This window comes from Antrihabitans auranticaus, assembly GCF_016481275.1.
GTDB lineage: Bacteria > Actinomycetota > Actinomycetes > Mycobacteriales > Mycobacteriaceae > Antrihabitans.
The window spans coordinates 277311-302811 of sequence record NZ_JAEMNW010000003.1; the positions used below are offsets into that span (position 1 = coordinate 277311).

The window sequence follows — 25501 nt, forward strand, 5'->3', positions numbered from 1 at the left end:
CCGAACGGCGGAACCGATCTCAGCTGAATCGGACGTCGGCGGTGGCCCGGCCGAAGATCTTGTTGCCGTCGGATTTGGCGATGATCGAGACGACCGCCGAGCGCGTGTCGGGATCCAGCGATTTCACGCGGCCGCTGAATTCGACGTGCCCCGCGCGGTGCGGATCGACGAGCGTGAAGCTCGAGAAACGTACGCGGTAGCTGGTCACGGCCGCCGGGTCGCCGAGCCACTGGGTGACGTAACCCGCGCCGAGCCCCATCGTCAGCATTCCGTGCGCAACCACGTTGGGCAATCCAGCAAGCTGGGCAACGTGGTCACTCCAGTGGATCGGATTGGCGTCACCCGCAACGCCCGCATAGTTGACGAGGTCACCACGAGTCAGCGTGATCGTCCTGGTCGGTAGTTCGTCGCCGACGGAGACCTCTTCGAATCGTGCGGTCCGTGGCGTGCGCGTAAAGATCTCGCCGGTGCCGGGCTCGGTCGCGGGCGTGGGTGGCACGGTCGGCGGGGCGGTGGTCGAGGCAGGCTGCGCCGAGTTGCTCAAGTTCGCGAACGACTGGCCGTGCATGATCACCTCTTCGACCGCGCGCGTAATTTCCGCATCGAGTCCATCGCCGCCACGACCGACGAGTGTGGTGCGCGTGACCATCACGAGCTCGTTCTTCTGATCGGTGATGATGTTCTTGGTGACCATCATGTCGTTGCCCGCGACCTGGCGGTACGACTCCAGGTAGACATCGCTCGTGAGCTGGTCGCCTGCGACGACCGGTTTGTGGAACTCGAGAATCTGGTCGGCCTGCAGTACCTGGCTCAGGTCGTAGCCTGCCGCAACCGTCTCGAACAGTCGCCGCTGCGACAACATGCCCGCCACGGACACGAAGGTCAGCGGGGCCAGCAGACCGTCGTAGCCGAGTTCGTAGGCAGCATCCTCGCTCCAGTGCGCAGCGTGGTAGTCCTGCACGGCTCGCGCGAACTCGCGGATCTTCTCGCGTCCGACCTCGTAATAGTCGTCTGCCCGATAGTGATGACCCACAAGCGCGAGTGCCTGCGCGGGGTCGAAGGTCGATTCCATCGTCACATCGCCCGCCGACCGGACAATGCGCGGCCGAGGGTCAACTCGTCGGCGAACTCCAGGTCGCCACCCATCGGCAAACCCGACGCGAGCCTGGTCACCGACAACCCCGGAAAGACGCGCAGCATGCGGACCAGGTAGGTCGCGGTCGCTTCGCCTTCGGTGTTCGGGTCGGTCGCAATGATGACCTCCGTGACATCGATACCGTCCTCCTGATTTCCGACACGGGTCATCAACTCGCGGATTCGCAACTGGTCCGGACCGATGCCACTCAACGGGTCCAGTGCACCGCCCAACACGTGGTAGCGCCCGCGAAATTCACGCGTCCGCTCGACAGCTTGGACGTCCTTGGGCTCCTCGACGACGCAGATCATCGTCCGATCACGTCGCGGGTCCGAGCAGATTCGACACGTCTCCTTGTCGGCGACCGTGCCGCATACGATGCAGAATTGAACACCGTCGCGGATCTTCTGCAATGCGTTCTGCAGCCGCTCTATCTCGGGCGGCTCGACGGACAGGAAATGAAAGGCTATGCGCTGGGCGCTCTTCGGCCCGATGCCGGGAAGCTTGCCAAGTTCGTCGATCAGATCCTGGACTGGACCTTCGTACACTAGAAGTCCGGCAGACCCGGGAGTGCACCGCCACCGAATGCGCCGGCGAGCGGTCCGAGCGTGCGGGTAGCGACTTCCTGCGCCTTGGCGTTCGCGTCGGCGATCGCGCCGATTACCAAATCCTGCAGTGTCTCGACATCCTCGGGATCAACGACCTTCGGGTCGATCGTCAATCCGGTGAGTTCGCCGGTTCCCCTGACCGTCGCGGTCACCAAACCGCCGCCGGCCTGGCCCGTAACCTCTGCCTCGGCGATCTGCGCCTGCGCCGCCATCAACTGCTGCTGCATCGCCTGAGCTTGCGCGAGGATCTGCGACATATCTGGTTGTCCACCCGGTTGCACGTGCGTCCTTCCTCGAACACAAAACGGTCATCAGCCAGCCTAGACGCTGCAACGATTCGGGGATTCGCCCCCGCGCCGGAATCGGGGCCTTGACTCTCCGGCCACTGGAGAGTGTTTGCTCTAGGACATGACGGCACTGGTTCCAATCGGAGAGTTCGCGCGGCTGAGCCATCTGAGCGTCAAGACGCTGCGCTACTACCACGAGGTCGGGCTCCTGGACCCGGCAACGATCGACGACCGATCCGGTTACCGCCGCTACTCGACGGCACAGGTCGAGAGCGCCCATCTCATCCGGCGCCTTCGGGATCTCGACATGCCGGTCGCAGAGGTGCGAGCGGTGGTCACTGCGGCCGACGACGAAACCCGCAACGCGGCACTGCGCGCCCACCTCGAACGCATGGAGTCCGAACTCGTTCGCACACAGCAGGTCGTCGCATCACTGCGGTCGCTGCTCGGACCCGCACGATCGCTCGCGGTCGAGTACCGGACGATCGATCCGCTCTGGGTCTTCGCTGAGCGTGGCTGGACCGGGCATGCCGATGTCGGGCAGTGGTGCGGCGAAGTGTTCCCTCAGCTCTACGGGGCCGTCGAGGCCGCGGGCGTCGAGCCCGTCGGACCCGGTGGCGCCACCTACTCCAACGATTTCTTCGAACTCGACGAGGGCGAGACAGTCGCCTTCGTACCCGTACCGGCAGGGACAGTCGGCGCGGTCGCGCTCGCCGGCGGCCGCTTTGCCGTGACCGTCCACGCGGGGCCGTTCGAAGAGTTCGACCGCACCTATGGCGCGCTCGGCAGTTACGTCGCCGAGAACGACACTGCCGCAACCGATCCCATCCGCGAGATCTACGTCGTCGGACCTAACCACACAACCGATCCGCACGCCTGGCGGACGGACCTCTGCTGGCCGCTGGCCGCACACTGAAAAGGAGAAACACAATGCCGCTGTCACTCGAGCACATCACCTTCGACTGCAATGACGCCGGAGCGCTCGCGAAGTTCTGGTCCGCGCTGCTCGACCGACCGGTCGACCCGGACGCGAGCCAGTACTTCGCAACCGTCGGCCACAGCAGTGCAAGCGCACCGGTGCTGATGTTCATCGCCGTTCCGGACAAGAATCCCGGTAAGAACACCATCCACATCGACTTTGTCGCCACAGACTGGACCGAGCAGATCGAACGCGCCGTCAGCCTTGGTGCCGAGCACGTCGCCGACTACGACGAGTACGGCACCAAGTGGGCCACCCTGCGCGACCCTGAAGGCAATCTGTTCGACATCGGAGCGGGTATGTAAATGCTGAGCGTCGAGGGAGAACGCGGGATCGGACCGATAGGTCGAGCGTGACCCGAAAGCGTGGTATCCATTTGGGAACCAGTCTTCTCCGACAGGAGGGATACCGGCGCGAATGACCGACGTGCAGGTGCAGTCACCGACCCAACGCGTCGACGATGGGGATCCGCAGTCGACCCACGATGCCTCGGACAGGATCATTCGATCCCTTGCCGCGACGCTGGGCGTCGGCGCCAGCATCTACGGGGTCGCGGTGTTGCCGCAGATTCTGCACGAGTCGCACTACTACCGAAGCTGGTGGACGCCGTTCGCGATGGTCGCGATCTTCGGCTCGGGACTTGCCCTCGCGGCCATCTCGTTCCGGACAAGCCTCGTCGTCGTGCGGCGCTTCGCGGGGGCGGTCGCCGTCGGGTTCCTGCTCGTCGGCGCCCTAGCGCCCGTGGCGCTGACGGCTACGGTCGACGGCGCCCAGTCGACCTGGCAGTTCAGGGTCGCCGCAGTCGGTGCCATCGCAGCGAGCCTCGCATTTCGGCCACTGCAGGCGGCCGGGTATGTGGTGGCCGCTGCCGCGACGGCGACGTTCGCGAACTACTACGCGCTGGGTGAAACAGGAATCGTCGCCCTGGGCCAGGACTTCGGCCGCTGTTTCGCTACGGCGGGCCTCTTCACCTGGGTCGTCGTGTGTGCGGTTCGTGGTGCGGCAATCCTCGACCGCGCGACAGCCGACGCGGAGCACGAAGCGGCCAAGGTTGCCGCGGCGAACGCGACCGAACTGGAACGAGAACGATTCGCCGGGCTGATCCACGACGCGGTCCTGTCGACGCTGCTCGACGCTTCGAGGTTCCGGAACTCGGGGACTCTGGCGCGCCAGGCGGCGACCACTCTGCGGCAACTGGACGAACTCCGCCCGGCAGACATCGCAGCCGAATTTCTCGATGCCACAACGACGATCGAGCGCATCCACGCGGTCGCAACACAGATCATCGCGGACATCAGCGTCGCAGGAGAACGGTCGCCGGACGCAGGCGAATTTCGCATGCCGGCATCTGCGGCCGCCGCCGTCGAGTCGGCCCTCGCGGAGGCAGTACGAAACAGCCTGCGCCACAGTGCTGTCGAGGGCAGAGCCGTTCGACGAAACATCTCGGTCACCGTGAGCGCGACCGCGCTGCACGTCGAACTCGTCGACGACGGAGCAGGATTCGACCCAGCCGACGTTCCGGTCGATCGTCTCGGCGTGAAGGGAAGCATCATCGGCCGCATGAACAGGACCGCCGGTGGTGGCGCGGAGTTGGATTCGCGTCCCGGACACGGCACACGCGTCACGCTGACGTGGAGCGCACAGGCATGACCGACAACGAGTGGAGCCTGCGCAGTCTGCTCGGCCTGAAGGGGCGCTCCGGGTTCGTTCTCCTCGGACTTCTGCTCGCGACGATCGCGCTGATCATGACCCGCAACTTCGAATCGACGAACAACCGGGGAAGCGTTGCCGTTGCGTTCCTGCTGATGGCGCCGACCGCGGTCGTGGTTGTGCGCGCCGAGCGAGATCCGCTCGCACTTCCGTTGACCGTCCTGATCGTCGCCCTCGGTCCCGCACTGATCGCACTGACGGCGCGAGACATGACATCGGACAGGACTATCTGGACATCGTTCGCGTACTCGTACGTCCTGTGTCTGCTCGTCGTTCGGGGTCGAATGCTGTGGGCGTGGTGCGGCGTCGCCCTGATGAGCTGTGTTGCTGCGGCGATCGGCGTCCGCGAAGGATTCGGTGCGGACGCGTTCGCGAGCTCGATCGCACCCGCAGGCACGGTCGCGGCCGTGTCGCTTTTCGCTTACAAGATGCAGCCCACCCTGCAGAGCCTGCGGGCTTTGCGCCACGAGTCGACGTTGCGCGCCGCGGCGGCCGCGATGCTTGTCGCAGAGAACGAGGAACGCCAACGCCAACTGCGGCGTCTCGACTCGGTGACGCGACCTGTCCTCGAAACGATCGCGCGCGGCGAGGAACTCGACGACAGCACCCGCGAGGAATGTCGCCTGCTCGAAGCGCAACTGCGCGATCAGTTGCGGGCTCCCGAGCTCGCTACCGAAACGATCGCGCGTGCGGCGCGGCAGGCACGGGGACGCGGTGTGGACGTCTCGCTGCTCGCCGGCGGCGCGTTGGCTGACGTGTCTTCCTCGGTGCGATCGACGGTGCGTGAAGTCATCGTGGACGAGTTGAACGCCGTGCAGACGGGGACGGCGTTCGTGCGGATTCGACCCGTGGGAAGACCCGTCGTCGCTACGGTCCTCGTTCGCGACAAGTCGACGAACCGGCGGGTCGAAATAGATGCCTCCGGGACCGCGACCGTCACGGTGGAACCCGACGAGTAGCCCGTTCCTCAGCCCGTTCGCGCGGGAAAGTCGATCGTGACCGCCGCGGTGTCGAGCAGGCTCGGGTCGAGTCCAAGAGTCCTGTTGCGCAACGCTGCGACGAGGAGTGGCGATTGCACACCGCCGAGGTCTGGCTGCCGCCGCTGCGTGAGAACCGGCAGTTCGAGCGTCGCTTGCTCGACCGAGACCGTCGCCCACGTCGGCGGGTGCGCCCACACCGACGGGATGGTGCTGCTGAGCCGAACGCCGAGACGGTGGCCCGCCGGGATCCGCCAGTCTTGGGCGAGGAGGCGAATCTCGGCCTCACCGGTCGGACCGACCGGTGCGATACCCCACGTGATCGCGGTCGTCTTTGCCTCCGGTGTGACGTCGTACAGCGCCACCGCGACAGTCGAGTTCGCAGGTCCGCGGGCCTTCGCCCGCACGGTCGCGACTCCTGACAGGTGCTGTTCTTCGGCGAGCGGCTGCGACAGCGTCCAAACGTAAGGTTCCAGCGAATCGAGCGCCGGCGGGTCGAGGAACGAGCCGGTTCTCAGGTCGACCGTCACGTCGTGAACGTCGGCTGCGGGCCACTGCGTCTCGCTGCGATATTTGCCGTCAGGGGTGCCGACCGTCACCCTCGGCGCAGTCACCTCGACCGGCAGCCCCGCCACGTGCTTGTCGAAGAACGCCGAAATGTCGTCGGCGTATGTCGCCCGGCAGTTACTGAAGCAATCGCGATGACCGACCTGTGTGAACAGCGCGAGATGCTCGCCCGGGCCGAGCGCGTCCCAGAGGTCGAAGACCCGGTACGGGCGGGTATTCGCGTCGAAGAAGCCCTGGCCGACGAATGTGGGAATCTCGACACCCCTTGCGGCCCCGATGAGGTCACGCGCACGCCAGAACGGATCGCCCGGATCGGGATTTTGCATGTGCGCCACCAGATCCTGATAGCAACCGAGCGGTGTGCTCGTCGCGGCGGCACGGTAGCGCTCGGAGTCTTCGGGGCGGCCGGGCGTCATCGAGAACGTGACGTGCTCGAGCGCGGCGCCCGGATCGGCCGGGATCACGCCATCGTTGGTGAGCGGCTGCAGAAAGAACCGCCACGAGATCCCACTCATGTAGATGTAGGAGTAAGCGTCGACCACCGGCGCGAATATCGCAACGGCTGCAAGCCCTTTGGGTCTGGTCGCGAGACCCATCGCGCCCGCGGCACCCTCGTAGGACACTCCGTACAACCCCACCCGACCCGTCGACCAGGGTTGTTCGGCCGCCCACTCGACCGCGTGCGTCACGTCCGCCTGCTCGCCGGGTCCGGTGAAATCCGGGCACCCGGTCGAGCCGCCGTATCCGCGCAAATCGACGATGACGTAGGTGTAGCCGCGCTGCAGAAACAGGTCGACCGGCAGATTCTCCGTAGACGGACCGCCCTCGAGCCGCGGCGTGGTGATGTACGCGGTGTGGCTGCGGTACGGACTCACGGTCATGATCACCGGCGTCCGCTGGTCGGCTGGGAGCCCTGCAGGCCGGAGCACGTCGGCATGCAGGCTGACCCCGTCGGTGGAGGGGATGTACTCCTCGGTCCATACGAAGGGCGCATCACTGGGAGCAGCAGCGACGGGAGCGACGACCGTCAACGACCACACGCCAAGCAGCACGAGCACCGCTCGCACGAGTACTTGCGCTACCACCCGCCCGCTCACCGGAAACCTCCCCTGTCCACCCGAAACCCGAGCGTACGTGAGGGGTCCGACAGCGGTCAGCGACCGATCGCTGCCCGCCACGAAACCCGGGCGCCCGTCCGCAGCACCGAGCGCTGATAGACGCCCGCCGCAATCCAGGCGACAAGGGCGCAGGCGGCGATCATCAACGCGAGGCTGCCGACGATCTCCGCGGCATTCGCGTTGCCTGCGGCGATCTGCATCGGCATCAGCGTCGACGAGAACGGCGGGATGAGGCTGATCGTCCGATAGAAGCCGTTGTCGAGGTCGTTGACACCGAAGAACCCCAGATATGCAGAGCTCATCAGCAGCAACATGACAGGCAACGTGGTCGAGTTGATCTCCTCGACCCGCGAAACCATCGAACCGCCGGCCGCATACAGCGTCGCGAAGAAGATGAACCCGAGCACGAACCACACCAGGGCGGCCACGAGGACACTGATTGCGGTGTCCGGAATTTCGAGCAGGCCCGTAGCTCTGGCCGTAATCAATCCCGTCGCGGCAAGGACCGCGACCTGCACGAAACCGATCACGCCGAGGCCCAGAATCTTCCCCCACAGCAGGTGCAGCGGCTTGATCGTGGACAACAGCAGTTCGACGACGCGACTCGACTTCTCTTCGGTGACACCGACTCCCACCGCTGGGGCAAAGTTGGCCACGCCGATGAGGAGCAGCACGGCGGCAACCAGTGAGAGGGCCAAACGCTGCGCATAGTCGTCGGCGCGCGGTTCGGTCTCGGTAGTCGTCAGCTTCGCACTCTCCACCGCTGCCGCAAGCTCCGCCGGATCGACCCCGTTGCCGGCCAATACCTCGTTGATCACCTGCTGCTGGACCGTCGCTTGCAAGACCGCCGCCAGTTCGGCCGGCAGTTCCTCCTTGACGACCACCTCCCTGCCGACCAGCGCCGCTTCCACGTCGCCGTCGTCGACCTGCAACCTCGCGGCCTCCCGACTGTCTATGGGCACAACGTCGATCGGTGTTCCGGCTGCGGCTCCGGTGGCCTCGAGCGTCTGTTGCAGCGACACCGAATCGCCGACGAGGCCCACCTTGGTCGCTTCGTCGTCGTCGTTGCCGGTAAACGCTGCCAGCAGAATCAGCCCGACCACGATCACCACGATGAGCAGAGCGTTGATGATCAAGAACGATCTCGTTTGCACTTTCACGAGAATCTCGCGCTTCGCCACCAGCACAATGGAATTCATCACGCCACCAACTCTCGGAACAACTCGACCAAAGACGGCCTGCGCGTGGTGAATTGATGGACGGGGCCAGTTTTCAGCGCCGCTCGCAACACCTGCTGATCACCCGCGCCGGGCAGCATCTCGATGACGGTGCGGCCGCCATCCTGTTCCACGACAACGATATTCGGCACCCCGTCTGCCCAACCAATGTGCGCAAGTGGGGCTTCCACAATCAGCTGCGGGTTCCCGCGCGCTTGCAATTCGGCAATGGATCCGAGCGCTCGCATCTCACCCGTCACGATGATTCCCACACGATCGCACTGCCGCTCGACGAGGTCGAGTTGGTGGCTGGAGAACACGACCGGAACGCCTTCGGCCGCTTTCTCTTTCAGGACTGCCGTCATCACGTCGACGGCGACGGGGTCCAAGCCGGAGAAGGGCTCGTCGAGGACCAGCACCTTCGGATCGTGGACCAGCGCGGCCGCAAGTTGAACTCGCTGCTGATTGCCCAGCGAAAGTTCGTTGACCATGTTGCCGACTCGGTCGGCAACACTGAGCCGCTCGGTCCAATGGGCGACAGCCGCAGCAGCGGCGGACTTCCCGAGGCCGTGCAGTCTCGCCAGATAGGTCAACTGCTCCCCGACCTTCATCTTCGGATAGAGACCACGTTCCTCCGGCATGTAACCGATCTGGCGCCGCGTCTCGAGATCGACCTCGTGACCGTCGATCAGGACCCGGCCCGAGTCGGCGGCGAGCACGCCGAGCGCGATCCGCATCGTCGTCGTCTTGCCCGCGCCGTTGGATCCGACGAAACCGAATATCTCACCGTCCGCGACCTCGAACGACGTCTCTTTCAGCGCTTGCAGATCGCCGTACCGCTTACTTATTCGATCGATAACCAGCGACATCCCCACTCCGACTGTCGAAACCATGGTCCGCGTTCGACCCAACCGTAGCGGTATCCGGTCCAGCACACTCGCCTCACCGCTGGGCGTCACACTGGCTACACTCTCCGGCCAGGGAGGGAACAATCATGCGAAACATCGTCTATTCACTGCTGTGCGCAGTGCTCGGGGTAGGTCTGTTCATCGGCGGCATCGCGGAATCCACCGACGACGCGGTGAAATGTGGCTCGTCCGAAATTCACCCCGGCGAAACCTGCCGCGAGACCAAGAACGGCGCAACCGTCGCGACCCGCTCCTACGAGGAGCAGAAGAAGTCGGACAAGAACAGCAATATTTTCCTGCTGCTCGGCGGTCCGGTCATGGCAATCGGCGGGACCATCTGGTTCGTCAGCGAAATTCGCAAACGTCGCAACCGAAGGAACCCGATGCCGCAGTCGTGGCAGCCGGTGCCCCAGCAACAGTTCGCGGCCCAGCCGCTTGCACCCCAGCCGTACTACCCGCCGCAGCAGTCGTGGCCCCAACAGCAGTGGCCGCAGCAGCAGTGGCCGCAGCAACAGCAGCAGTGGCCGCAGCAGGGCCAACCGCCGAATCACTACCGCTGAATCGGTTGCATCACAACCGAAATGCCGCCCGGACCCCGTCCGGGCGGCAGGTTTCGGCTAGACCAGTTCTTTGGCCAGGCTCGCCAGAGTTGCCGCCTGGATCTTTTTCAGTCCGAGCGGTGCGAAAGTCTTCTCGAAGAAGCCGCCGATGCCGCCTGCGCCCGTCCACTCGGTCTTCGTCGTCACCTCGGCGCCCGCTCCGCTCGGTACGACGGTCCACTTGGTGACCATCGACGAGTTGCCGTCACGCTCGGTGATCGTGTTGCCCGCGACCGAGACAGTCGCCGACACATTGCGCGAGCGCTTCGACGTCGCCTGCAACGTCCACTCGGCAACGGTGCCGTCGCCCTGACCGCCGGAGACCACCCGGTAATCGCGGTACTGCTCCGGCAGAATGCGCGGGCGCAGAGTTTCGTAGTCCGACAACGCCTCGATGACCTTCTCGGGTGCTGCCGTCACTGTGACCGAACTGCTCGCGCTGACCTGTCCCACAAATACTCCTCGTCTAGATTTCGTTTCTCGAACCACATCCTGCCCTGCCCGGCACACGGCACGCTAACGTGACTCTGTGCCGCTGCCGCCATCGAAGCCCCCACCACCCTCGATTGCGGCGTTGCAATCTCTGCTGGCCACCCGCCTCGCGCGGCTGCTCGACGTCGACCCCGACTTGCGCGACGCAGCGGTGGAACTCGGCATCATCGACCGCAACTGGCTCGATCAACCGGGCGAACACAAGCTTTCCACGGCACCGCCGTTGGAGGTCACACGGCGGCTGCTGGAAAAGAAGGTCGAGCGCAAACCTTCGGCGTTCGCAACGCTCGGTTTGAAGGCGATCGACATGCTCTCCTGGGACATGTCGTGGAATCGCAGCCCCGACACTGCGGACGACACCACAGCCGAAGCGACGGTGGTGTTCACCGACCTCGAAGGGTTCACGAGGTTCACCTCCGACGAGGGCGACACCGCCGCGCTCGCGCTGCTGGACGAGCATCAGAAAGTGGTCATGCCGATCGTGCGCGGCTGGAACGGTCGCCTCGTGAAGAAGATCGGCGACGGCAGGATGCTGGTTTTCGGGAATCCCAGCGATGCGGTGCATGCGGCGGTCGAGCTGGCGGACTCGAACGCTGGACCACTCGCAGTCCGGGCGGGCGTCAACTCCGGGCTCGCTGTGATCACCCGTGACGACGTACTCGGCCACGTCGTCAATGTCGCTGCGCGTGTCACCGACGAAGCGAACGGTGGCGAAGCGCTGGTCACCGCGTCTGTCTTCGTCGCGGTCGAAGGTATAGCCAATGTCGGTTTCACGGGTCCGATGACCCGGCCCTTGAAGGGCATCGATACGCCGATGGTGCTCTACAGGGCACAGGGTCTATAACTCTTCGAGGTAGTGCTTCGGCAACGTGGGCCAGCGCGTCTGCCAGCGACCGTTCTTCTCGTCGTCGCGCAAACTACGCAGCACCGCAACGACTCCCGCGTCGGCATCGACAAGCAATCGGCCGATGCCGAGTTCGGCGCAGGTTGCAACTATCGGCGCGAGAGTGTCTTTCGCCTCGTCGATCCAGGACGCCGCGTGCAGGGTCGCCGTGAGCAGCAGACCTGCCTCGAGCTGCGCGCGCGGCCGATCACGCGCCGCGATTGCACGATGCAGCGCCCGGGCCCTCGTGCACGCGCGGTCGTCACCGGCAAGGCTGTGCTCGGCGAGCAGCGACCTGATCGCTGCAGCCTCGCTCGCCTCGATCGTGGCGATGGCGACACCGTCGGTGGGCTTCGGCTGTGCCACATCCTGAACGCGATCGATGGGCAGGTTCCAGCGAATTCTCTCGTTGTAGATCCGTGCGCCGAACCGCGGCAGGTCGAGTTCGGTCGCGAGTGCGGCGCCCGCGCTCAATACTGCGGACGCGCCGGTCGTGTCGCCCCGAATCGCTTTGAGACGAGCGCCGGTCACGTATGCGGCGACCAGAAAATCGACCGCGCCGAGCTCACGACCGAGCAATCGCGCTTCGTCGAGCAGACGCTCGGCGCGCACGAGATCGCCACGCTCGTACAGCAGGTCACCGAGCATCGCTCCTGCGACACGGGTGGGATGCCGCCGCGAACCGGGTGCCTCTTGTGCAATGGCGAGCGCGTCTTCGAAACACTGTGCGGCACCTGCGATATCGAGCTGCTCACGCGCAGCCAACCCGATATAGCAGAGCCCGACCACTCTGGCGAGCACCGCGGTCGCCTGGTTGTGGTACGGCTTTGCCCACATTTGCAGACTGCGCGCGGCGTGGAAATCGAAGCTATGGATTCGCACGAACGACATCGCGTTCGCGGCTTCCGACACTGTCCACGCGGGCACGTCGTCGGGATGTTCCAGACATTCGGCGACCAACTTCTCGACGCCGTCGATCCGGTCCGCATTGATTGCGGCCGCCGCTTCGAGCACGGCGGCTCCGATTCGATCTTCGACGCCTTCCGGGGTCTCCGATCCCGCCCGGTCCAGCATGCCGGTCAGTTTGTCGAGCGCCCCGAACGCGGCGGTCGGCCGATGCAGCGCCACGTTTGCGCGCGCCACCGCGTTCATCAATTTTGACCGCGAAACAACCTGTTGCGCAGGTAGTTTCGCGACCAGACCGAACAGGGTCGCCAACCTGGAACCGTCGATGAGGTCCATACCACTGGACTCGACGAGGTCCATTGCACGCTTGAGATCGGCCGCCGCGAGGGCGTGGTCCACAGATTCTCGCAACTCCTGATGTTCGGCGAACCACAACGATGCCTTCAGATGCAACGCCCTTGCGCGACTTGCCTGTTCACGTTCCAGCCGACGACGCAGGAACTCCGCGAAGAGCAGCTGAATTCGGAACCATTGGCCGCCGTCGTCGATTCGGCGAATGAAGAGGTCCCGCTCTTCGGCTTCCTCCAGCAGCAACTGCCCGTTCTCGACATCGGCGAGCGCGTTCGCAAGGCTGCCGCTCACCCGCTCGGTGATGCAGATCGACAGCAGGAAGTCGAGCATCTTGGGTTCGAGCGAGGTGAGCACGTTCTCGACGAGGTACTCCCCGATCGCGTGGTGCCGGCCCGAGAGACTGCCGATCAACTCACTGGGATCTTTTCGACCGCGCAAGGACAGCGAGACGAGCGCGAGCGCGGCAATCCAACCTTCGGTCGATTCCCAGATCGCGGTCACCTGGTCCTGATCCAGAGTGAGCCCGTTGTGGTCGATCAGAAAGGTTCTGGCTTCCTCGACATCCAAACGCAATGTGTCCGAGTCGATCTCGACCAATTCGTCGCGAACTCGCAACCGCGACAACGGCAATCCAGATCTCGTCCGGCTGGTCACGACGAGCCGCAGATGGTGACAGCCGTGCTCGAGCAGGAAATCCATCGCGGCGATGGCCGCGTCGTCGGTGATTCGGTGCCAATCGTCGACGATCAATGCCACTGTTCGGCCGCTCGCGTGCACTTCGTCGATCAACGACGTCAACACATACTGCTGCGCATCCTCTGCTTGCTCTTCGAGTGCTTCGGCAAGGCCCGAACCCAGTTCGGGTCGCGCGCGCCGAATCGCCTCGAGCACGTGCGTCAGAAACCACACAACGTTGTTGTCGTCGCTGTCGACGCTCAGCCATGCGACGGATACGCCGTCGTCCGTCAGCGCATCGCCCCACTGAGCCGCAAGCATGCTTTTACCGAACCCGGCGGGCGCGTGGATCAGCGCCAGCCTGCGCCGGCCACCGGCACGCAACGCATCGATCACGCGCCGTCGATCGAGCAGCATGCGAGAGTGCGTCGGCGGCCGAAATTTCGTCGTCGCGGCGCGCGGCGGCGTGGTCGACGTTTTCGTCTCCCTCGCAGAGGGCGCGACGACCGCCGGTCCCGTGCCTGGCTCCGCTGCCAGAGCCATCTCGTCGACGGTGAGGCCGCGCCGATTCTCGATGCCCTGCAGCAGTCGGCCGTACTCCTCCGCCGATGCGGGCCGGTCGGCGGGGTCGCGCGCCATGGCCTTTTCGAGCGCGGCAGCGACGTCGCCCGGAATGTCTTCTGCGCGGAGGTCCGGAATCGGCTGCGACGTTATCCGCAGGAACTGGGCAACCACCTTCTCGCCGGTCTGCCGTTCGAACGCCGCATGGCCTGTGATCAGGCAGAACAGCGTGGCGCCGAGGCTGTAGAGATCCGAGGCGACAGTCGGTGTTTCGCCCCGCAGCACTTCGGGCGCTGTGAACGCGGGCGATCCGGCAATCTCACCCGTCGACGTTTCGAAGCTGCCCTGGACACGCGCGATGCCGAAGTCGGTCAGTTGCGGTTCACCGTAGGCGGTCAGCAAGATGTTCGCCGGCTTGATGTCGCGATGCAGGATTCCGACGCGGTGCGCCGATTCGATTGCCCCGGCCAGCTTTACGCCGATCCGGACCGCCTCCGCCCAGCCGAGCGGTCCGCTGGCACGGAGCACTGTGTCGAGCGAACCCCGTTCGTGAAACGGCATCACGATGAACGGCCGACCCGTGAAAGTGACGTCTACCTGCAGAATGTCGACAATGTTCGGATGACCGGACAGGCGACCCATCGCGTGCTCTTCACGCAGGAACCGTTCGACATTTTCGGCGTCGAGGTCTGCCGACAACACCTTCACCGCGACCGTCCGGTCCAGCGCACGCTGCGCGCATCGATATACGACGCCGAACCCGCCTCGGCCGATCTCCTCGGCATCCTCGAGGCCCGCGGCATCCAACTCGGCAACGATGCCTGGCTTCATGTTTCGTTGTGTGTCGGGCGGAACCTCATCGGTCATGCGGGGCAGTCACCTCTCGATGAAAGTCAGCATAGCGCCGCAGGTCATGCCTTCGAGGCGGCTTTTGGGCGGTCCGTCCGCTTCGCGAATTGGTCGGCAACGCAACATCTACGTGAAGATTCGCATCACCCCCGCAATATCGGTAGCCGGACGAACAATCTCGATATAAGTTCGTGTTGTGGCACTGTCTGTACTCGGTCTTACGCACCGGTCGCCGCCGAATCGCGAGACCGGATTCCTCGCTCATCGGGCCGGGGTCGATCGACTCCAGGCCAGTTACCGCGCGATCCCGGCAGGGTCGACGGTCCGGTTGGCCAAGAAGACGTCGAACCTGTTCCGGGCACGAGCGAAGACCACGATGCCGGGCCTCGACGTCTCGGGTCTCAGCTCGGTCATCACGGTCGATCCGGAGGCGCGCACTGCGGACGTCGGCGGAATGTGCACGTACGAGGACCTCGTCGACGCGACGCTCGCGCACGGCCTCGCACCCTTCGTGGTTCCGCAACTCAAGACGATCACGCTCGGCGGCGCGGTCACAGGTCTCGGGATCGAATCGACGTCCTTCCGCAACGGGCTCCCCCACGAGTCGGTTCGCGAGATCGACATTCTTACCGGTTCCGGCGAGATCGTCACGGCGACACCGGATGGCGACCACGCCGACCTCTTCGCCGGCTTCCCCAATTCGTACGGCACGCTAGGGTATTCGACCCGCCTGAAGATCGACCTCGAAGTCGTGAAACCCTTTGTCGCCCTGCGGCACGTGCGTTTCCGCACCGTTCGCGACCTCGAATCGACCATGAACACGATCATCGCGAACGGAAGTTACGCAGGCGAGGTCGTCGAATACCTCGACGGCGTGGTGTTTTCCGCGGACGAAAGCTATCTGACGCTCGGCCGGCAGACCGACGAGCCCGGTCCTGCCAGCGACTACACCGGTGCCGACATCTACTACCGGTCGATTCGAAACGAGTCTGTGAAAACCGATCGGCTGACCATTCACGATTATCTATGGCGCTGGGACACCGACTGGTTCTGGTGCTCGCGTGCATTCGGCGCCCAGAATCCCCGGATCCGCCGATTCTGGCCGAAGGCATACCGCCGCAGCAGCTTCTACTGGAAGTTGATCGCGCTGGACCACAAGTACGGCATCGCCGATCGGCTCGAGAAGCGCAAAGGCCAACCGCCACGCGAGCGCGTCGTACAAGATATCGAAGTGCCGATCGAGCGAACCGCAGACTTCGTGGAGTGGTTCCTGCGCGAGGTTCCGATCGAACCGATCTGGTTGTGCCCGTTGCGGCTCCGCGCCTCCGGTTCGTCTCGGCCGTGGCCCTTGTATCCGATCGCCCCCGCGCGCACCTACGTCAACGTGGGGTTCTGGTCTTCCGTACCGGCGGCAGCCGAACCAGGAGCGACGAATCGTCTGATCGAGAAGCAGGTCAGCGCATTCGACGGTCACAAGTCCCTGTACTCCGACGCCTATTACGGCCCCGACGAATTCGCGCAGCTGTACGGCGGCGACGTCTACACAGAGCTGAAGCGCAAGTACGACCCTGACTCCCGTTTGTTGGATCTGTATGCAAAGGCGGTGCAACGCAAGTGACAACTCTCAAAGACATCATCCCGCCCCTCGACGAACCGAAGCTTTCGATCGCCGAAATTCTCGAGCTGCTGACGAGCGGTCATGTGCCGCTGCGGTTCACGGCGTACGACGGCAGTTCGGCGGGTAGCGTCGATCTCCCGATCGGTCTGCACCTGAAGTCTGTTCGCGGAACTACTTACCTCGCAACAGCTCCCGGCGATCTCGGAATGGCGAGGGCCTACGTCACCGGCGATCTGGAGCCGATCGGTGTGCACCCGGGCGACCCGTACGAATTGTTGAAGCTCCTGCAGGACGAGCTCAACTTTCAGCGACCGTCGGCCCGCACCATCGCGAACATCGCGCGGTCTCTCGGCTGGGATGTGTTGCTGCCCATTGCACCTCCACCGCAGGAGACGTTGCCGCGCTGGCGGCGGATCGCAGAAGGCATGCGCCACTCCAAGACTCGCGACGCCGAGGCGATCAGCCATCACTACGACGTCTCGAATACGTTCTACGAGTACGTCCTAGGTCCGTCGATGACGTACACGTGCGCCGCATACGTCCACGACGGACAGACGCTCGAAGAAGCGCAGGAGAACAAGTACCGCCTCGTTTTCGACAAGCTGCGACTCAAAGAAGGCGATCGACTGCTCGACATCGGTTGCGGCTGGGGGTCGATGGTCCGGTACGCGGCACGACGCGGCGTGCACGTCATCGGTGCGACACTGTCTCGCGCGCAAGCCGAATGGGCCCAGAAGGCAATTGCGGAAGAAGGTTTGAGCGACTTCGCGGAGGTTCGGCATTCCGACTACCGCGATATTTCCGAGTCCGGATTCGACGCGGTCTCGTCGATCGGCCTGACCGAACACATCGGCGTGCAGAACTACCCGGCGTACTTCGGCTTCATTCAGGAGAAACTGCGCGACGGGGGCCTCTTCCTCAACCACAGCATCACTCGACCCGACAACCTGCGCAGCACCAAGGCCGGCGACTTCATCGACCGCTACGTCTTCCCTGACGGCGAGTTGATCGGGTCCGGCAGGATCATCAGCGACATCCAGAACGTCGGACTCGAAGTGCGCCACGAAGAGAACCTTCGCGAGCACTACGCGCTGACACTGAAGGAATGGTGCGCGAACTTGGTCACCAACTGGGACGCGTGCGTCGAGGAGGTCGGCGAGGGTACGGCCAAGGTCTGGGGCCTGTACATGGCCGGTTCACGACTCGGCTTCGAGCGCAACGTGATTCAGCTGCACCAGATTTTGGGCGTGAAGCTCGGGCCGAACGGGGCAGCCGACCTTCCGCTGCGCCCGTGGTGGGTGGCGTAACCGTCCGCTCACGAACCCCTGACCTAGCGACCGGCCGCCAGCGCTGCGACGTCTGCCTCGTCGATCGATTCCAGTGCGATGCCCTTGGTTTCTTTCGAGTACAGCGCCGCAACGAGCGTCACGCACGCGGCCGCGAGTAGGTACAGCGCGATCGGCACCCAGGAGTCGAACCGCTGCAACAGCTTCGTGCCGATGATCGGCGCCAACGAACCCGCGACGATCGACGTCACCTGATATCCGAGGGACACACCGGAATACCGCATTCTGGTCGGGAACATCTCAGCCATCAGTGCGGGCTGGCCCGCGTACATGAGGGCGTGGAACAAGAGGCCGACGATGACGGCGGTGAGGATCGCGGCGTAGTTCCCGGTGTCCATCAGCGGGAACGCGAAGAAGCCCCATGTGCCGGCGAGGACCGCTCCGGCGATGTAGACGGGTCGGCGGCCGACGCGGTCCGTCAAGCGGCCGACCAGCGGGATCGCCGCGAAATGCACAGCATGCGCCGCAAGGAGATACCAGAGAATTGCGCTGGTATCAGCTTTGACGACGACCTTGAGATACGTGATCGAGAAGGTGACGACGAGGTAGTAGAGGATGTTCTCGGCGAAGCGCAGGCCCATCGCTGTCACAACGCCGCGCGGATACCGCTTCAATACTTCGACGACGCCGTAGGACGCAGCCTTGATCGTTTCGGCTTCCTTCTTGGCCTGCTCGAAGATCGGTGCGTCGGTCACCTTGGTCCGGATGTAGTAGCCGACGAAGACGATGACAGCCGACGCCCAGAACGCGATGCGCCAACCCCAGCTGAGGAAGGCCGCGTCGGAAAGCGTGGTCGTCAACGTCAGCAGAATAACCGTCGCGAGGGAGTTGCCGACCGGCACCGCCGCCTGTGGCCAGCTCGCCCAGAAGCCACGACTTTCGTTGGGGCTGTGCTCGGCGACAAGCAGAATCGCGCCACCCCACTCGCCACCGACCGCGAAGCCTTGTAGGAAGCGCAGGACGACCAGCAGGGTCGGCGCCCAGTACCCGACCTGGTCGAATGTCGGTAGGCAGCCCATCAGAACGGTCACCGCGCCGACGAGCAAAATGCTGAACTGCAGCAACTTCTTTCGGCCGAGCTTGTCGCCGAAGTGGCCGAATACGATGCCACCCAGCGGCCTGGCCGCGAAGCCCACGGCGTAGGTGATGAACGCCGAAATGATCGCATCGAGGTCGTCGCCGGTGCTGGGGAACATGATCTTGTTGAAGACCAGTGTCGCCGCTGTGCCGTAGAGGAAGAACTCGTACCACTCGACGACTGTGCCCGCCATCGATGCTCCGACAACCCGGCGAAGACCGCCCCGATCGACCTGGTACGACACCTTGCGGCCCTCGACACTCATGACGTCCTCCTCGGAGCGCTTCGCAACCGTGTCAGGCTGTTCCAGCCTTCGCGTTCCAGCACTGTATCGACCTCTCGGGCTACCCAACATGGATCACCACTAACCTCGTCGAAGCCGCCGACAAGAAGACACGAAAAATCCCCAGGAAAGAATTCCTGGGGATAAGTCGAAGCTTGGGATAAACCCTGTGCGCGGTTGGAGAGTCTATAGACTCCCTAACCGCGCACGGGGCGTCAGTCCTTGAGCGAAGCCGGAGGCGTGAAGCGCTCGCCGTACTTGGCGGCGAGTTCCTCGGCGCGGGCGACGAATGCCGCCTGGCCACCGTTCGGGTAACCGACGATGAACTGGTGGACACCACCGGTCCAGGCCGGGAAACCGATACCGAAGATCGAGCCGATGTTGGCGTCGGCGGTGGTGGTCAGAACACCTTCGTCGAAGCACTTCTGCGTCTCGATCGCCTCGGCGAACAGCATCCGGTCGATCAGATCCTGGAACGGGACAGCCAGGTCGGGCGAGGTCTTGAAGTGCGACCGCAGACCCGGCCAGATGCCCGTGCGCTTGCCGGCATCGTCGTACTCGTAGAAGCCGGCCTTCTCGAGGCGACCCGGACGACCCTCGGCAACCATGTAGTCGACGACGTCCTGCGCGGCGTGGCGAGTGGCACCGAGCGTGGTGTCACCCTTCTCCGCTGCCTCGATCGTTTCCTTGGCGATCTTCTGCATGAGCTTCATGTTCAGCTCGTCCGCAAGCTGCAGCGGTGCAGCCGGGTAACCGGCCTGCAGACCGGCCTGCTCGATGGTCGCCGGCTCGATGCCCTCACCGAGGAACGCGATGGCCTCGTTGATGAAGGTGCCGATGACGCGCGAGGTGAAGAAGCCACGGCTGTCGTTGACGACGATCGGGGTCTTCTTGATCGCTAGCGTGTAATCGAACACGCGGGCCAGAGCCTCGTCAGAGGTCTTCTCGCCACGGATGATCTCGACCAGCGGCATCTTGTCGACCGGTGAGAAGAAGTGGATGCCGATGAAGTCGTCCTGACGCTTCACACCGTTTGCGAGACCGGTGATCGGCAGGGTCGACGTGTTCGAGCCGAGCAATGCGTCGGGATCGACGATGTCCTCGATCTCCTGGAAAACCTTGTGCTTGAGCTCGGTGTTCTCGAAGACGGCCTCGATGACGAAGTCGACTCCCTTGAAGTCCGCGGGGTCCGCGGACGGGGTGATCCGGTCGAGCAGCGCCTTCGACTTTTCTTCGGTGGTCTTGCCACGCGAGAGAGCCTTGGCCTCGATCTTCTCCGAGTAGTTCTTGCCGCGCTCGGCAGCCTCGATGGTGACGTCCTTGAGGACGACCTCGTAGCCCGCCTTCGCCGAGACGTAGGCAATACCCGCGCCCATCATGCCGGCGCCGAGGACGCCGATCTTCTTGATGTCCTTCTTCGCGACGCCGTCGGGGCGCGAACCACCGTTGTTGATCGACTGCAGGTCGAAGAAGAACGCCTGGATCATGTTCTTCGCAACCGGACCGGTCAGCAACGACACGAAGTAGCGGCTCTCGATCAGCGACGCGTTGTCGATGTCGACCTGCGAGCCCTCGACAGCTGCCGAGAGGATCGCGCGCGGCGCGGGCATGTTCGTGCCCTTGAGCTGCTTACGCAGGTTGGCCGGGAAGGCCGGGAGGTTCGCGGCGAACGCGGGCGACGACGGTGTGCCGCCGGGGATCTTGAAGCCCTTCTTGTCCCACGGCTGAACGCCACCCTCGGGGTTGGCCTTGATCCATGCCTTGGCGGCGGGAACCAATTCCTCGACCGAGCCGACCAGCTCGTTGACGAGGCCGATCTCCTTGGCCTTGGTCGGGTTGTTGCGCTGGCCCTGAAGCAGCACGCCCATGAGCGCACCCTGCAGACCGAGCATGCGAACGGTACGGATCACGCCACCGCCGGCGGGCAGCAAGCCGAGGCTGACCTCCGGGAGACCGATCTGGACACCGCGCACGTCAGCGGCGATGCGGTAATGGGTGGCCAGCGCGATCTCGAGGCCGCCTCCGAGTGCGGCACCGTTGATCGCAGCGACAACCGGCTTGCCCAGAGTCTCGAGGCGACGCAGCGCACCCTTGATCTCGGCGAGCTCGTCCATCAGCGCCTGGCCGTCTTCCGGCCCGACCGACATCATGTTCTTCAGGTCGCCACCCGCGAAGAAGGTCTTCTTCGCCGAGGTCAGGACCACACCGGTGATGTCGTCCTTCTCTGCTTCGAGCTTTTCGACGGTCGCCGTCATGGACTTCTTGTAGAGCTCGTTCATCGTGTTGGCGCCCTGGTTCGGGTCGTCCATCGTCAACGTGACGATGCCGTCCGAATCCTTTTCCCAACCGATCATGTTTGTTTCAGACACTGCAGTAAGTCTCCTGTTAATCCGGTCTCGGGTTTAGACGCGCTCGATGATGGTTGCGACGCCCATACCGCCGCCGATGCAGAGGGTGATGAGTGCGTAGCGGCCGTTGCGGCGCTCGAGCTCGTCGACCATGGTGCCGGTGATCATCGCGCCGGTGGCACCGAGCGGGTGGCCCATCGCGATTGCGCCGCCGTTGACGTTCAGCTTCTCGTCCGGGATGTTCAGGTCCTTCTGGAACTTCAGAACGACGGACGCGAAGGCCTCGTTGATCTCGACGAGGTCGATGTCGTCGAGGGTCAGGCCGGCCTGCTTGAGCGCCTTCTTGGCGGCCGGGGTCGGGCCGGTGAGCATAATCGTGGGATCTGCGCCGCTGGTAGCCGTCGCAACGATGCGCGCACGTGCGGTCAGACCGGAGGCCTTACCTGCGTCCTCGCTACCGACGAGCACGAGTGCGGAGCCGTCGACGATGCCCGAGCTGTTGCCACCGTGGTGAACGTGGTTGATCTTCTCGACTGCGTGGAACTTCTGCAGTGCGACGGCGTCGAAGCCGCCCATTTCACCGATGATGGCGAACGAGGGGTTGAGCTTCGCGAGGTCCTCGGACGTGGTGCCGGGACGCATGTGCTCGTCGTTGTCGAGAACGACCAGGCCGTTGATGTCACGGACGGGAACGATCGACTTGGCGAAGTAGCCGCCGGTGGTCGCCTTGGCAGCGAGGTCCTGCGAACGCACGGCGTAGGCATCGACGTCGTCGCGGGAGAAGCCTTCCATCGTCGCGATCAAGTCGGCGCTCACACCCTGCGGCACGAAGTAGGTGTCGTAGCTGGTCGCGGGGTCCATTGCCCACGCGCCGCCGTCACTGCCCATCGGCACACGCGACATCGACTCGATGCCACCCGCGATGACCAGGTCGTCGAAGCCGGAGCGAACCTTCTGTGCAGCCAGGTTGACAGCTTCCAGGCCCGAGGCGCAGAAGCGGTTGAGCTGGAAGCCGCCGACGGTGTCCGGCAGACCCGCTGCGAGAACCGCGGTGCGGGCAATGTCCGCGCCCTGGTCACCGACGGGCGCGACGCAGCCGAGGATGACATCGGAGATGCGGTCCTCGTCCAGATCCGGGAAACGCGAGCGGAGCTCGTTGATGAGCCCGACCACGAGATCGATCGGCTTTACCGAGTGCAGCGACCCGGTCTTCTTTCCACGCCCACGCGGGGTGCGGATCGCCTCATAGATGAACGCCTCTGTCGTCACTTTGACGCTGTCCTTTCAGTGTGCGCGCATGCTCTCGAGGCCTGCGCCGCTCATTCGTACTTTCGACCGCTCTGCTTTCATGCGCGCCGCCAAGCACGCTGCGAACCGATCGCCGGAGGCTATGCGGTTGCCTAGTCCTTCGGAACCATCTAACTCTGACATCCTTCTTCAGACGCCGTATAAACATACTCGCCCTGGCTGGCGAACACCTAGATGGCCTCCACCATAGAACGAAGACGGGAAATACCCCAAGATTGCCTGGTCACACCCCTTGATGAAATGCGAACCCGGGTTAACTTAGCGCCCCGGTTCACAGTCCCTGGCACAGCGGCGACTCAGCACCGTGCTGTGCGACACATCCGCCCCACTCGCCGAGCGAACCTGCGAGGTCCGGGATGAAACCGATCAGGGTCTGCGGCAAAAGCGGAACCGTCCCGATGATCGCGCCGATGACGTCGATGCCGAAGATCATGTGTCTATCCCTCGTTTTGTGGCTATTGCAGACAAAGTATGCGCCGTCGACACTCCGGCCTCGAGCTAATCCGGTGGATCAGCCGTCGAATGGTTTGGCGCCGAGCTCGCTTTTCAGCAACTGCATAGCGATCTCGTCCGGATCCCGCCGATCACCCTTCTCGACGGGTTGCGAGGACTCCGCGATCATCTCCGCTTCGTCCTCGGGGGTCATCACATACGGGTCCGGCGGAGGCTCCGAATCATCGGGAAAGTCGGGCGCCGGGGGCGGCGGAATGTCGTCAGCGGGCGGTGCCGTGGCCCGTCCGGTCGGCCGATTCACGCCAGTGTCGGCAGGTTGCTGAGTCTGGCCCGGTGGCGCGGTCGCAGGTCCGGATCCGGCAGCGCCGCCACGACTCGGACGGGAGAACCGCGGTGCACCATCGGCAGGTTTCGCTCGTTGTGGTTGTTGCGCGGTCCTTTTCGCAGTCTTGCCGGCCGCAGCCGCTGCGCCCGTGACACAGCGGAAGTCGATGTCCGGGCCCAGCACATCACGAAGCGCACTGCGGACCACGTCGGCGTTGCGGGGTTCCATCAAGCGATTCGCCAGCGGCGCAGACTCGTGCGACAAGATCACGACATTGCCTTGCACATCAGCGATGACAGCGCCTGAGAGCATCACCTCGACCGTCTTGCTCCGCTCGCGAACACGCTCCCCGACCTTCGGCCACACGGCCTTGATCTTGTCGACCCCACCCTCGGGGCTCGAGACCTGGGCTGCGGCCGGGATCGGCGGTGCCTCGACGGGCGGAGCCGGTTGCGCGGGTTCGGGACGCTGGAACTCCGGACGTGTCTGTTCAGGGGGCGCAGGTTCGGGACGTTGCGGTTCGAGATGTTGCGGTTCGGGACGTTGCGGTTCGGGACGCTGCGGTTCGGGACGCGGCGGTTCCGAGCGTGGCAGTTCTGGGCGTGCGGGCTGCGCCTGTTCGGCAACTTCGGCGCTTTTGCGGCGCACGACCGGCGGCGCCGCGGGCTGCTGTTCGGCGGCAATCCCGCCACCTACCTGACCGCTGTCGAGTCGATGTTCCAGCCGCTCCAGGCGCTGGAGAGCTGCTGCTTCGGCATCGAACGCCGCTGGCAGCAACATTCGTGCACAGATAACTTCGAGCAGCAGTCGAGGCGCGGTCGCACCACGCATCTCGCCCAGCCCGGCGTGCAGCAGCTCGCCGTACCGGGTCAGCGTTGCCGGACCGAAACGTTGCGCTTCGGCGGCCATGCGCTCGAGCACGTCCTGTGGGGCGTCCACTAGGCCGCGCTCGCCCGCGTCAGGTACCGCGCGCAGCAGGATCAGGTCGCGCAGGCGTTCCAGGAGGTCCGTAGCGAAGCGGCGCGGATCGTGCCCTGACTCCATGACCTTGTCGATAACACCGAAAAGTCCGGCTCCGTCGCTGTCGGCGAGGGCGTCGACGGCTTCCTCGATCAGCGCGACGTCCGTCACTCCGAGCAAGGCGAGGGCACGCCCGTAGGTGACGCCGCCAGTGTCGGCACCGGCCATGAGCTGGTCCAACACGCTCAGCGAGTCGCGCGGCGACCCGCCACCGGCCCGGATCACCAGCGAGAACACGGCGTCGTCGACGGTCACATCTTCTTGGACACAGATGCGCTGCAACAAGCCGCGCATGACGTTCGGTGGCAACAACCGGAAGGGGTAGTGGTGGGTCCGCGAGCGAATGGTCGGCAGGACCTTCTCGGGTTCGGTCGTCGCAAAGATGAAGATCAGGTGCTCAGGCGGTTCCTCGACGATCTTCAGCAGAGCATTGAAGCCCTGCGGCGAGACCATGTGCGCCTCGTCGACGATGAACACTCGGTAGCGCGACTCGGCGGGCGAATAGAACGCACGATCACGCAACTCGCGGGTGTCGTCGACGCCGCCGTGGCTCGCCGCGTCGAGCTCGATCACGTCGAGATTTCCCGGACCGCCGGGCGCGAGGGCCACACACGATGGACAGACCCCGCACGGCGTCGACGTCGGGCCCTCGACACAGTTCAGCGACCGCGCAAGGATGCGTGCCGAAGACGTCTTGCCACAGCCACGCGGGCCGGAGAACAGATACGCGTGGTTGATGCGGCCGGCATCGAGGGCCGTCCCGAGTGGGCCGGTGACATGCTCCTGCCCCACCACTTCAGCGAAGGACGCCGGGCGATATTTCCGGTACAGGGCCACGCCGCAGAGGGTACCGGCGACCTGTGACATGTGGGGAGGCTGTCCCGGTTGCCGACCGGCGTG

Annotated in this window: 21 protein-coding genes; 8 read left to right on the forward strand and 13 right to left on the reverse strand. The window is 64.4% G+C overall.

What is annotated here, in order from left to right:
- Positions 1–19: 19 nt before the first annotated feature.
- From JGU72_RS15620 to JGU72_RS15630, 3 genes are read right to left on the reverse strand one after another with little or no spacing between them, the layout of a single operon-like run.
- Positions 20–1072, reverse strand: coding sequence for a fused (3R)-hydroxyacyl-ACP dehydratase subunits HadA/HadB (locus JGU72_RS15620; protein ID WP_199685341.1), 1053 nt, complete (start codon positions 1070–1072; stop codon positions 20–22).
- 2 nt (positions 1073–1074) lie between these two features.
- The gene (gene recR, locus JGU72_RS15625) at positions 1075–1683 is read right to left on the reverse strand and encodes a recombination mediator RecR (protein WP_199684884.1); all 609 of its coding nucleotides are present in this window, start codon (positions 1681–1683) and stop codon (positions 1075–1077) included.
- On the reverse strand, positions 1683–2024 hold the full coding sequence (locus JGU72_RS15630) for a YbaB/EbfC family nucleoid-associated protein (protein WP_199684885.1): 342 nt from the start codon (positions 2022–2024) through the stop codon (positions 1683–1685). The genes recR and JGU72_RS15630 overlap by 1 nt, the downstream gene beginning before the upstream one ends.
- A 127-nt stretch (positions 2025–2151) precedes the next feature.
- Between JGU72_RS15630 and JGU72_RS15635 the strand changes: the two genes are divergently transcribed.
- The 4 genes from JGU72_RS15635 to JGU72_RS15650 all read left to right on the forward strand — a co-directional run bounded on the left by JGU72_RS15635 (position 2152) and on the right by JGU72_RS15650 (position 5678).
- Positions 2152–2946 (forward strand): MerR family transcriptional regulator, encoded by a 795-nt coding sequence (locus JGU72_RS15635; RefSeq protein ID WP_199684886.1) that lies wholly within the window; start codon positions 2152–2154, stop codon positions 2944–2946.
- 14 nt (positions 2947–2960) lie between these two features.
- Complete coding sequence (locus tag JGU72_RS15640) at positions 2961–3314, forward strand: VOC family protein (RefSeq protein ID WP_199684887.1); 354 nt, start codon at positions 2961–2963, stop codon at positions 3312–3314.
- Between the two features lie 112 nt (positions 3315–3426).
- Entirely contained in the window at positions 3427–4659 is a 1233-nt protein-coding gene (locus JGU72_RS15645; RefSeq protein ID WP_199684888.1) for a sensor histidine kinase, read from the forward strand.
- The gene (locus JGU72_RS15650; RefSeq protein WP_199684889.1) at positions 4656–5678 is read left to right on the forward strand and encodes a hypothetical protein; all 1023 of its coding nucleotides are present in this window, start codon (positions 4656–4658) and stop codon (positions 5676–5678) included. Before JGU72_RS15645 ends, JGU72_RS15650 begins: the two co-directional genes overlap by 4 nt.
- An 8-nt stretch (positions 5679–5686) precedes the next feature.
- On the opposite strand, the gene JGU72_RS15655 is transcribed toward JGU72_RS15650, so the two are convergent.
- The 3 genes from JGU72_RS15655 to JGU72_RS15665 are packed head-to-tail and all read right to left on the reverse strand — an operon-like array spanning position 5687 to position 9467.
- Positions 5687–7360 carry a CocE/NonD family hydrolase gene (locus JGU72_RS15655; protein ID WP_307828464.1) on the reverse strand — a complete coding sequence of 558 codons (1674 nt, stop codon included), beginning with the start codon at positions 7358–7360 and terminating at the stop codon, positions 5687–5689.
- A gap of 56 nt (positions 7361–7416) precedes the next feature.
- Positions 7417–8580: an ABC transporter permease gene (locus tag JGU72_RS15660; protein WP_199685343.1), complete on the reverse strand. Its 1164-nt coding sequence runs from the start codon at positions 8578–8580 to the stop codon at positions 7417–7419.
- Positions 8580–9467: an ABC transporter ATP-binding protein gene (locus JGU72_RS15665; RefSeq protein WP_199684890.1), complete on the reverse strand. Its 888-nt coding sequence runs from the start codon at positions 9465–9467 to the stop codon at positions 8580–8582. The genes JGU72_RS15660 and JGU72_RS15665 overlap by 1 nt, the downstream gene beginning before the upstream one ends.
- A 125-nt stretch (positions 9468–9592) precedes the next feature.
- Here JGU72_RS15665 and JGU72_RS15670 point away from each other — a divergent pair, with 125 nt between their 5' ends.
- Positions 9593–10066, forward strand: a complete 474-nt coding sequence (locus JGU72_RS15670) for a hypothetical protein (protein WP_199684891.1) — start codon at positions 9593–9595, stop codon at positions 10064–10066.
- Positions 10067–10123: 57 nt separating this feature from the next.
- Here the strand turns inward: JGU72_RS15670 and JGU72_RS15675 are convergent, their stop codons facing one another.
- The gene (locus tag JGU72_RS15675) at positions 10124–10558 is read right to left on the reverse strand and encodes an SRPBCC family protein (protein ID WP_199684892.1); all 435 of its coding nucleotides are present in this window, start codon (positions 10556–10558) and stop codon (positions 10124–10126) included.
- A gap of 76 nt (positions 10559–10634) precedes the next feature.
- Between JGU72_RS15675 and JGU72_RS15680 the strand changes: the two genes are divergently transcribed.
- A complete protein-coding gene (locus JGU72_RS15680) occupies positions 10635–11441 on the forward strand; it encodes an adenylate/guanylate cyclase domain-containing protein (protein WP_199684893.1) in 807 nt (268 codons plus the stop codon).
- Here the strand turns inward: JGU72_RS15680 and JGU72_RS15685 are convergent.
- Positions 11436–14840, reverse strand: coding sequence for a serine/threonine-protein kinase (locus JGU72_RS15685; RefSeq protein ID WP_199684894.1), 3405 nt, complete (start codon positions 14838–14840; stop codon positions 11436–11438). The genes JGU72_RS15680 and JGU72_RS15685 overlap by 6 nt on opposite strands.
- 184 nt (positions 14841–15024) lie before the next feature.
- Between JGU72_RS15685 and JGU72_RS15690 the strand changes: the two genes are divergently transcribed.
- Both JGU72_RS15690 and JGU72_RS15695 read left to right on the forward strand, forming a co-directional pair.
- A complete protein-coding gene (locus JGU72_RS15690) occupies positions 15025–16440 on the forward strand; it encodes an FAD-binding oxidoreductase (RefSeq protein ID WP_199685344.1) in 1416 nt (471 codons plus the stop codon).
- On the forward strand, positions 16437–17747 hold the full coding sequence (locus tag JGU72_RS15695) for a class I SAM-dependent methyltransferase (protein WP_307828465.1): 1311 nt from the start codon (positions 16437–16439) through the stop codon (positions 17745–17747). The genes JGU72_RS15690 and JGU72_RS15695 overlap by 4 nt, the downstream gene beginning before the upstream one ends.
- A 23-nt stretch (positions 17748–17770) precedes the next feature.
- Here JGU72_RS15695 and JGU72_RS15700 read toward each other — a convergent pair whose 3' ends face one another.
- The 5 genes from JGU72_RS15700 to JGU72_RS15720 form a co-directional block, all read right to left on the reverse strand.
- Positions 17771–19129 (reverse strand): MFS transporter, encoded by a 1359-nt coding sequence (locus tag JGU72_RS15700; protein WP_199684895.1) that lies wholly within the window; start codon positions 19127–19129, stop codon positions 17771–17773.
- Positions 19130–19362: 233 nt separating this feature from the next.
- On the reverse strand, positions 19363–21516 hold the full coding sequence (locus JGU72_RS15705) for a 3-hydroxyacyl-CoA dehydrogenase NAD-binding domain-containing protein (RefSeq protein WP_307828466.1): 2154 nt from the start codon (positions 21514–21516) through the stop codon (positions 19363–19365).
- A gap of 33 nt (positions 21517–21549) precedes the next feature.
- Positions 21550–22764: an acetyl-CoA C-acetyltransferase gene (locus JGU72_RS15710; protein ID WP_199684896.1), complete on the reverse strand. Its 1215-nt coding sequence runs from the start codon at positions 22762–22764 to the stop codon at positions 21550–21552.
- A 310-nt stretch (positions 22765–23074) separates the two neighbouring features.
- A complete protein-coding gene (locus JGU72_RS15715; protein ID WP_199684897.1) occupies positions 23075–23236 on the reverse strand; it encodes a hypothetical protein in 162 nt (53 codons plus the stop codon).
- A 78-nt stretch (positions 23237–23314) separates the two neighbouring features.
- The gene (locus JGU72_RS15720) at positions 23315–25438 is read right to left on the reverse strand and encodes a DNA polymerase III subunits gamma/tau (protein WP_199684898.1); all 2124 of its coding nucleotides are present in this window, start codon (positions 25436–25438) and stop codon (positions 23315–23317) included.
- Positions 25439–25501 lie beyond the last annotated feature (63 nt).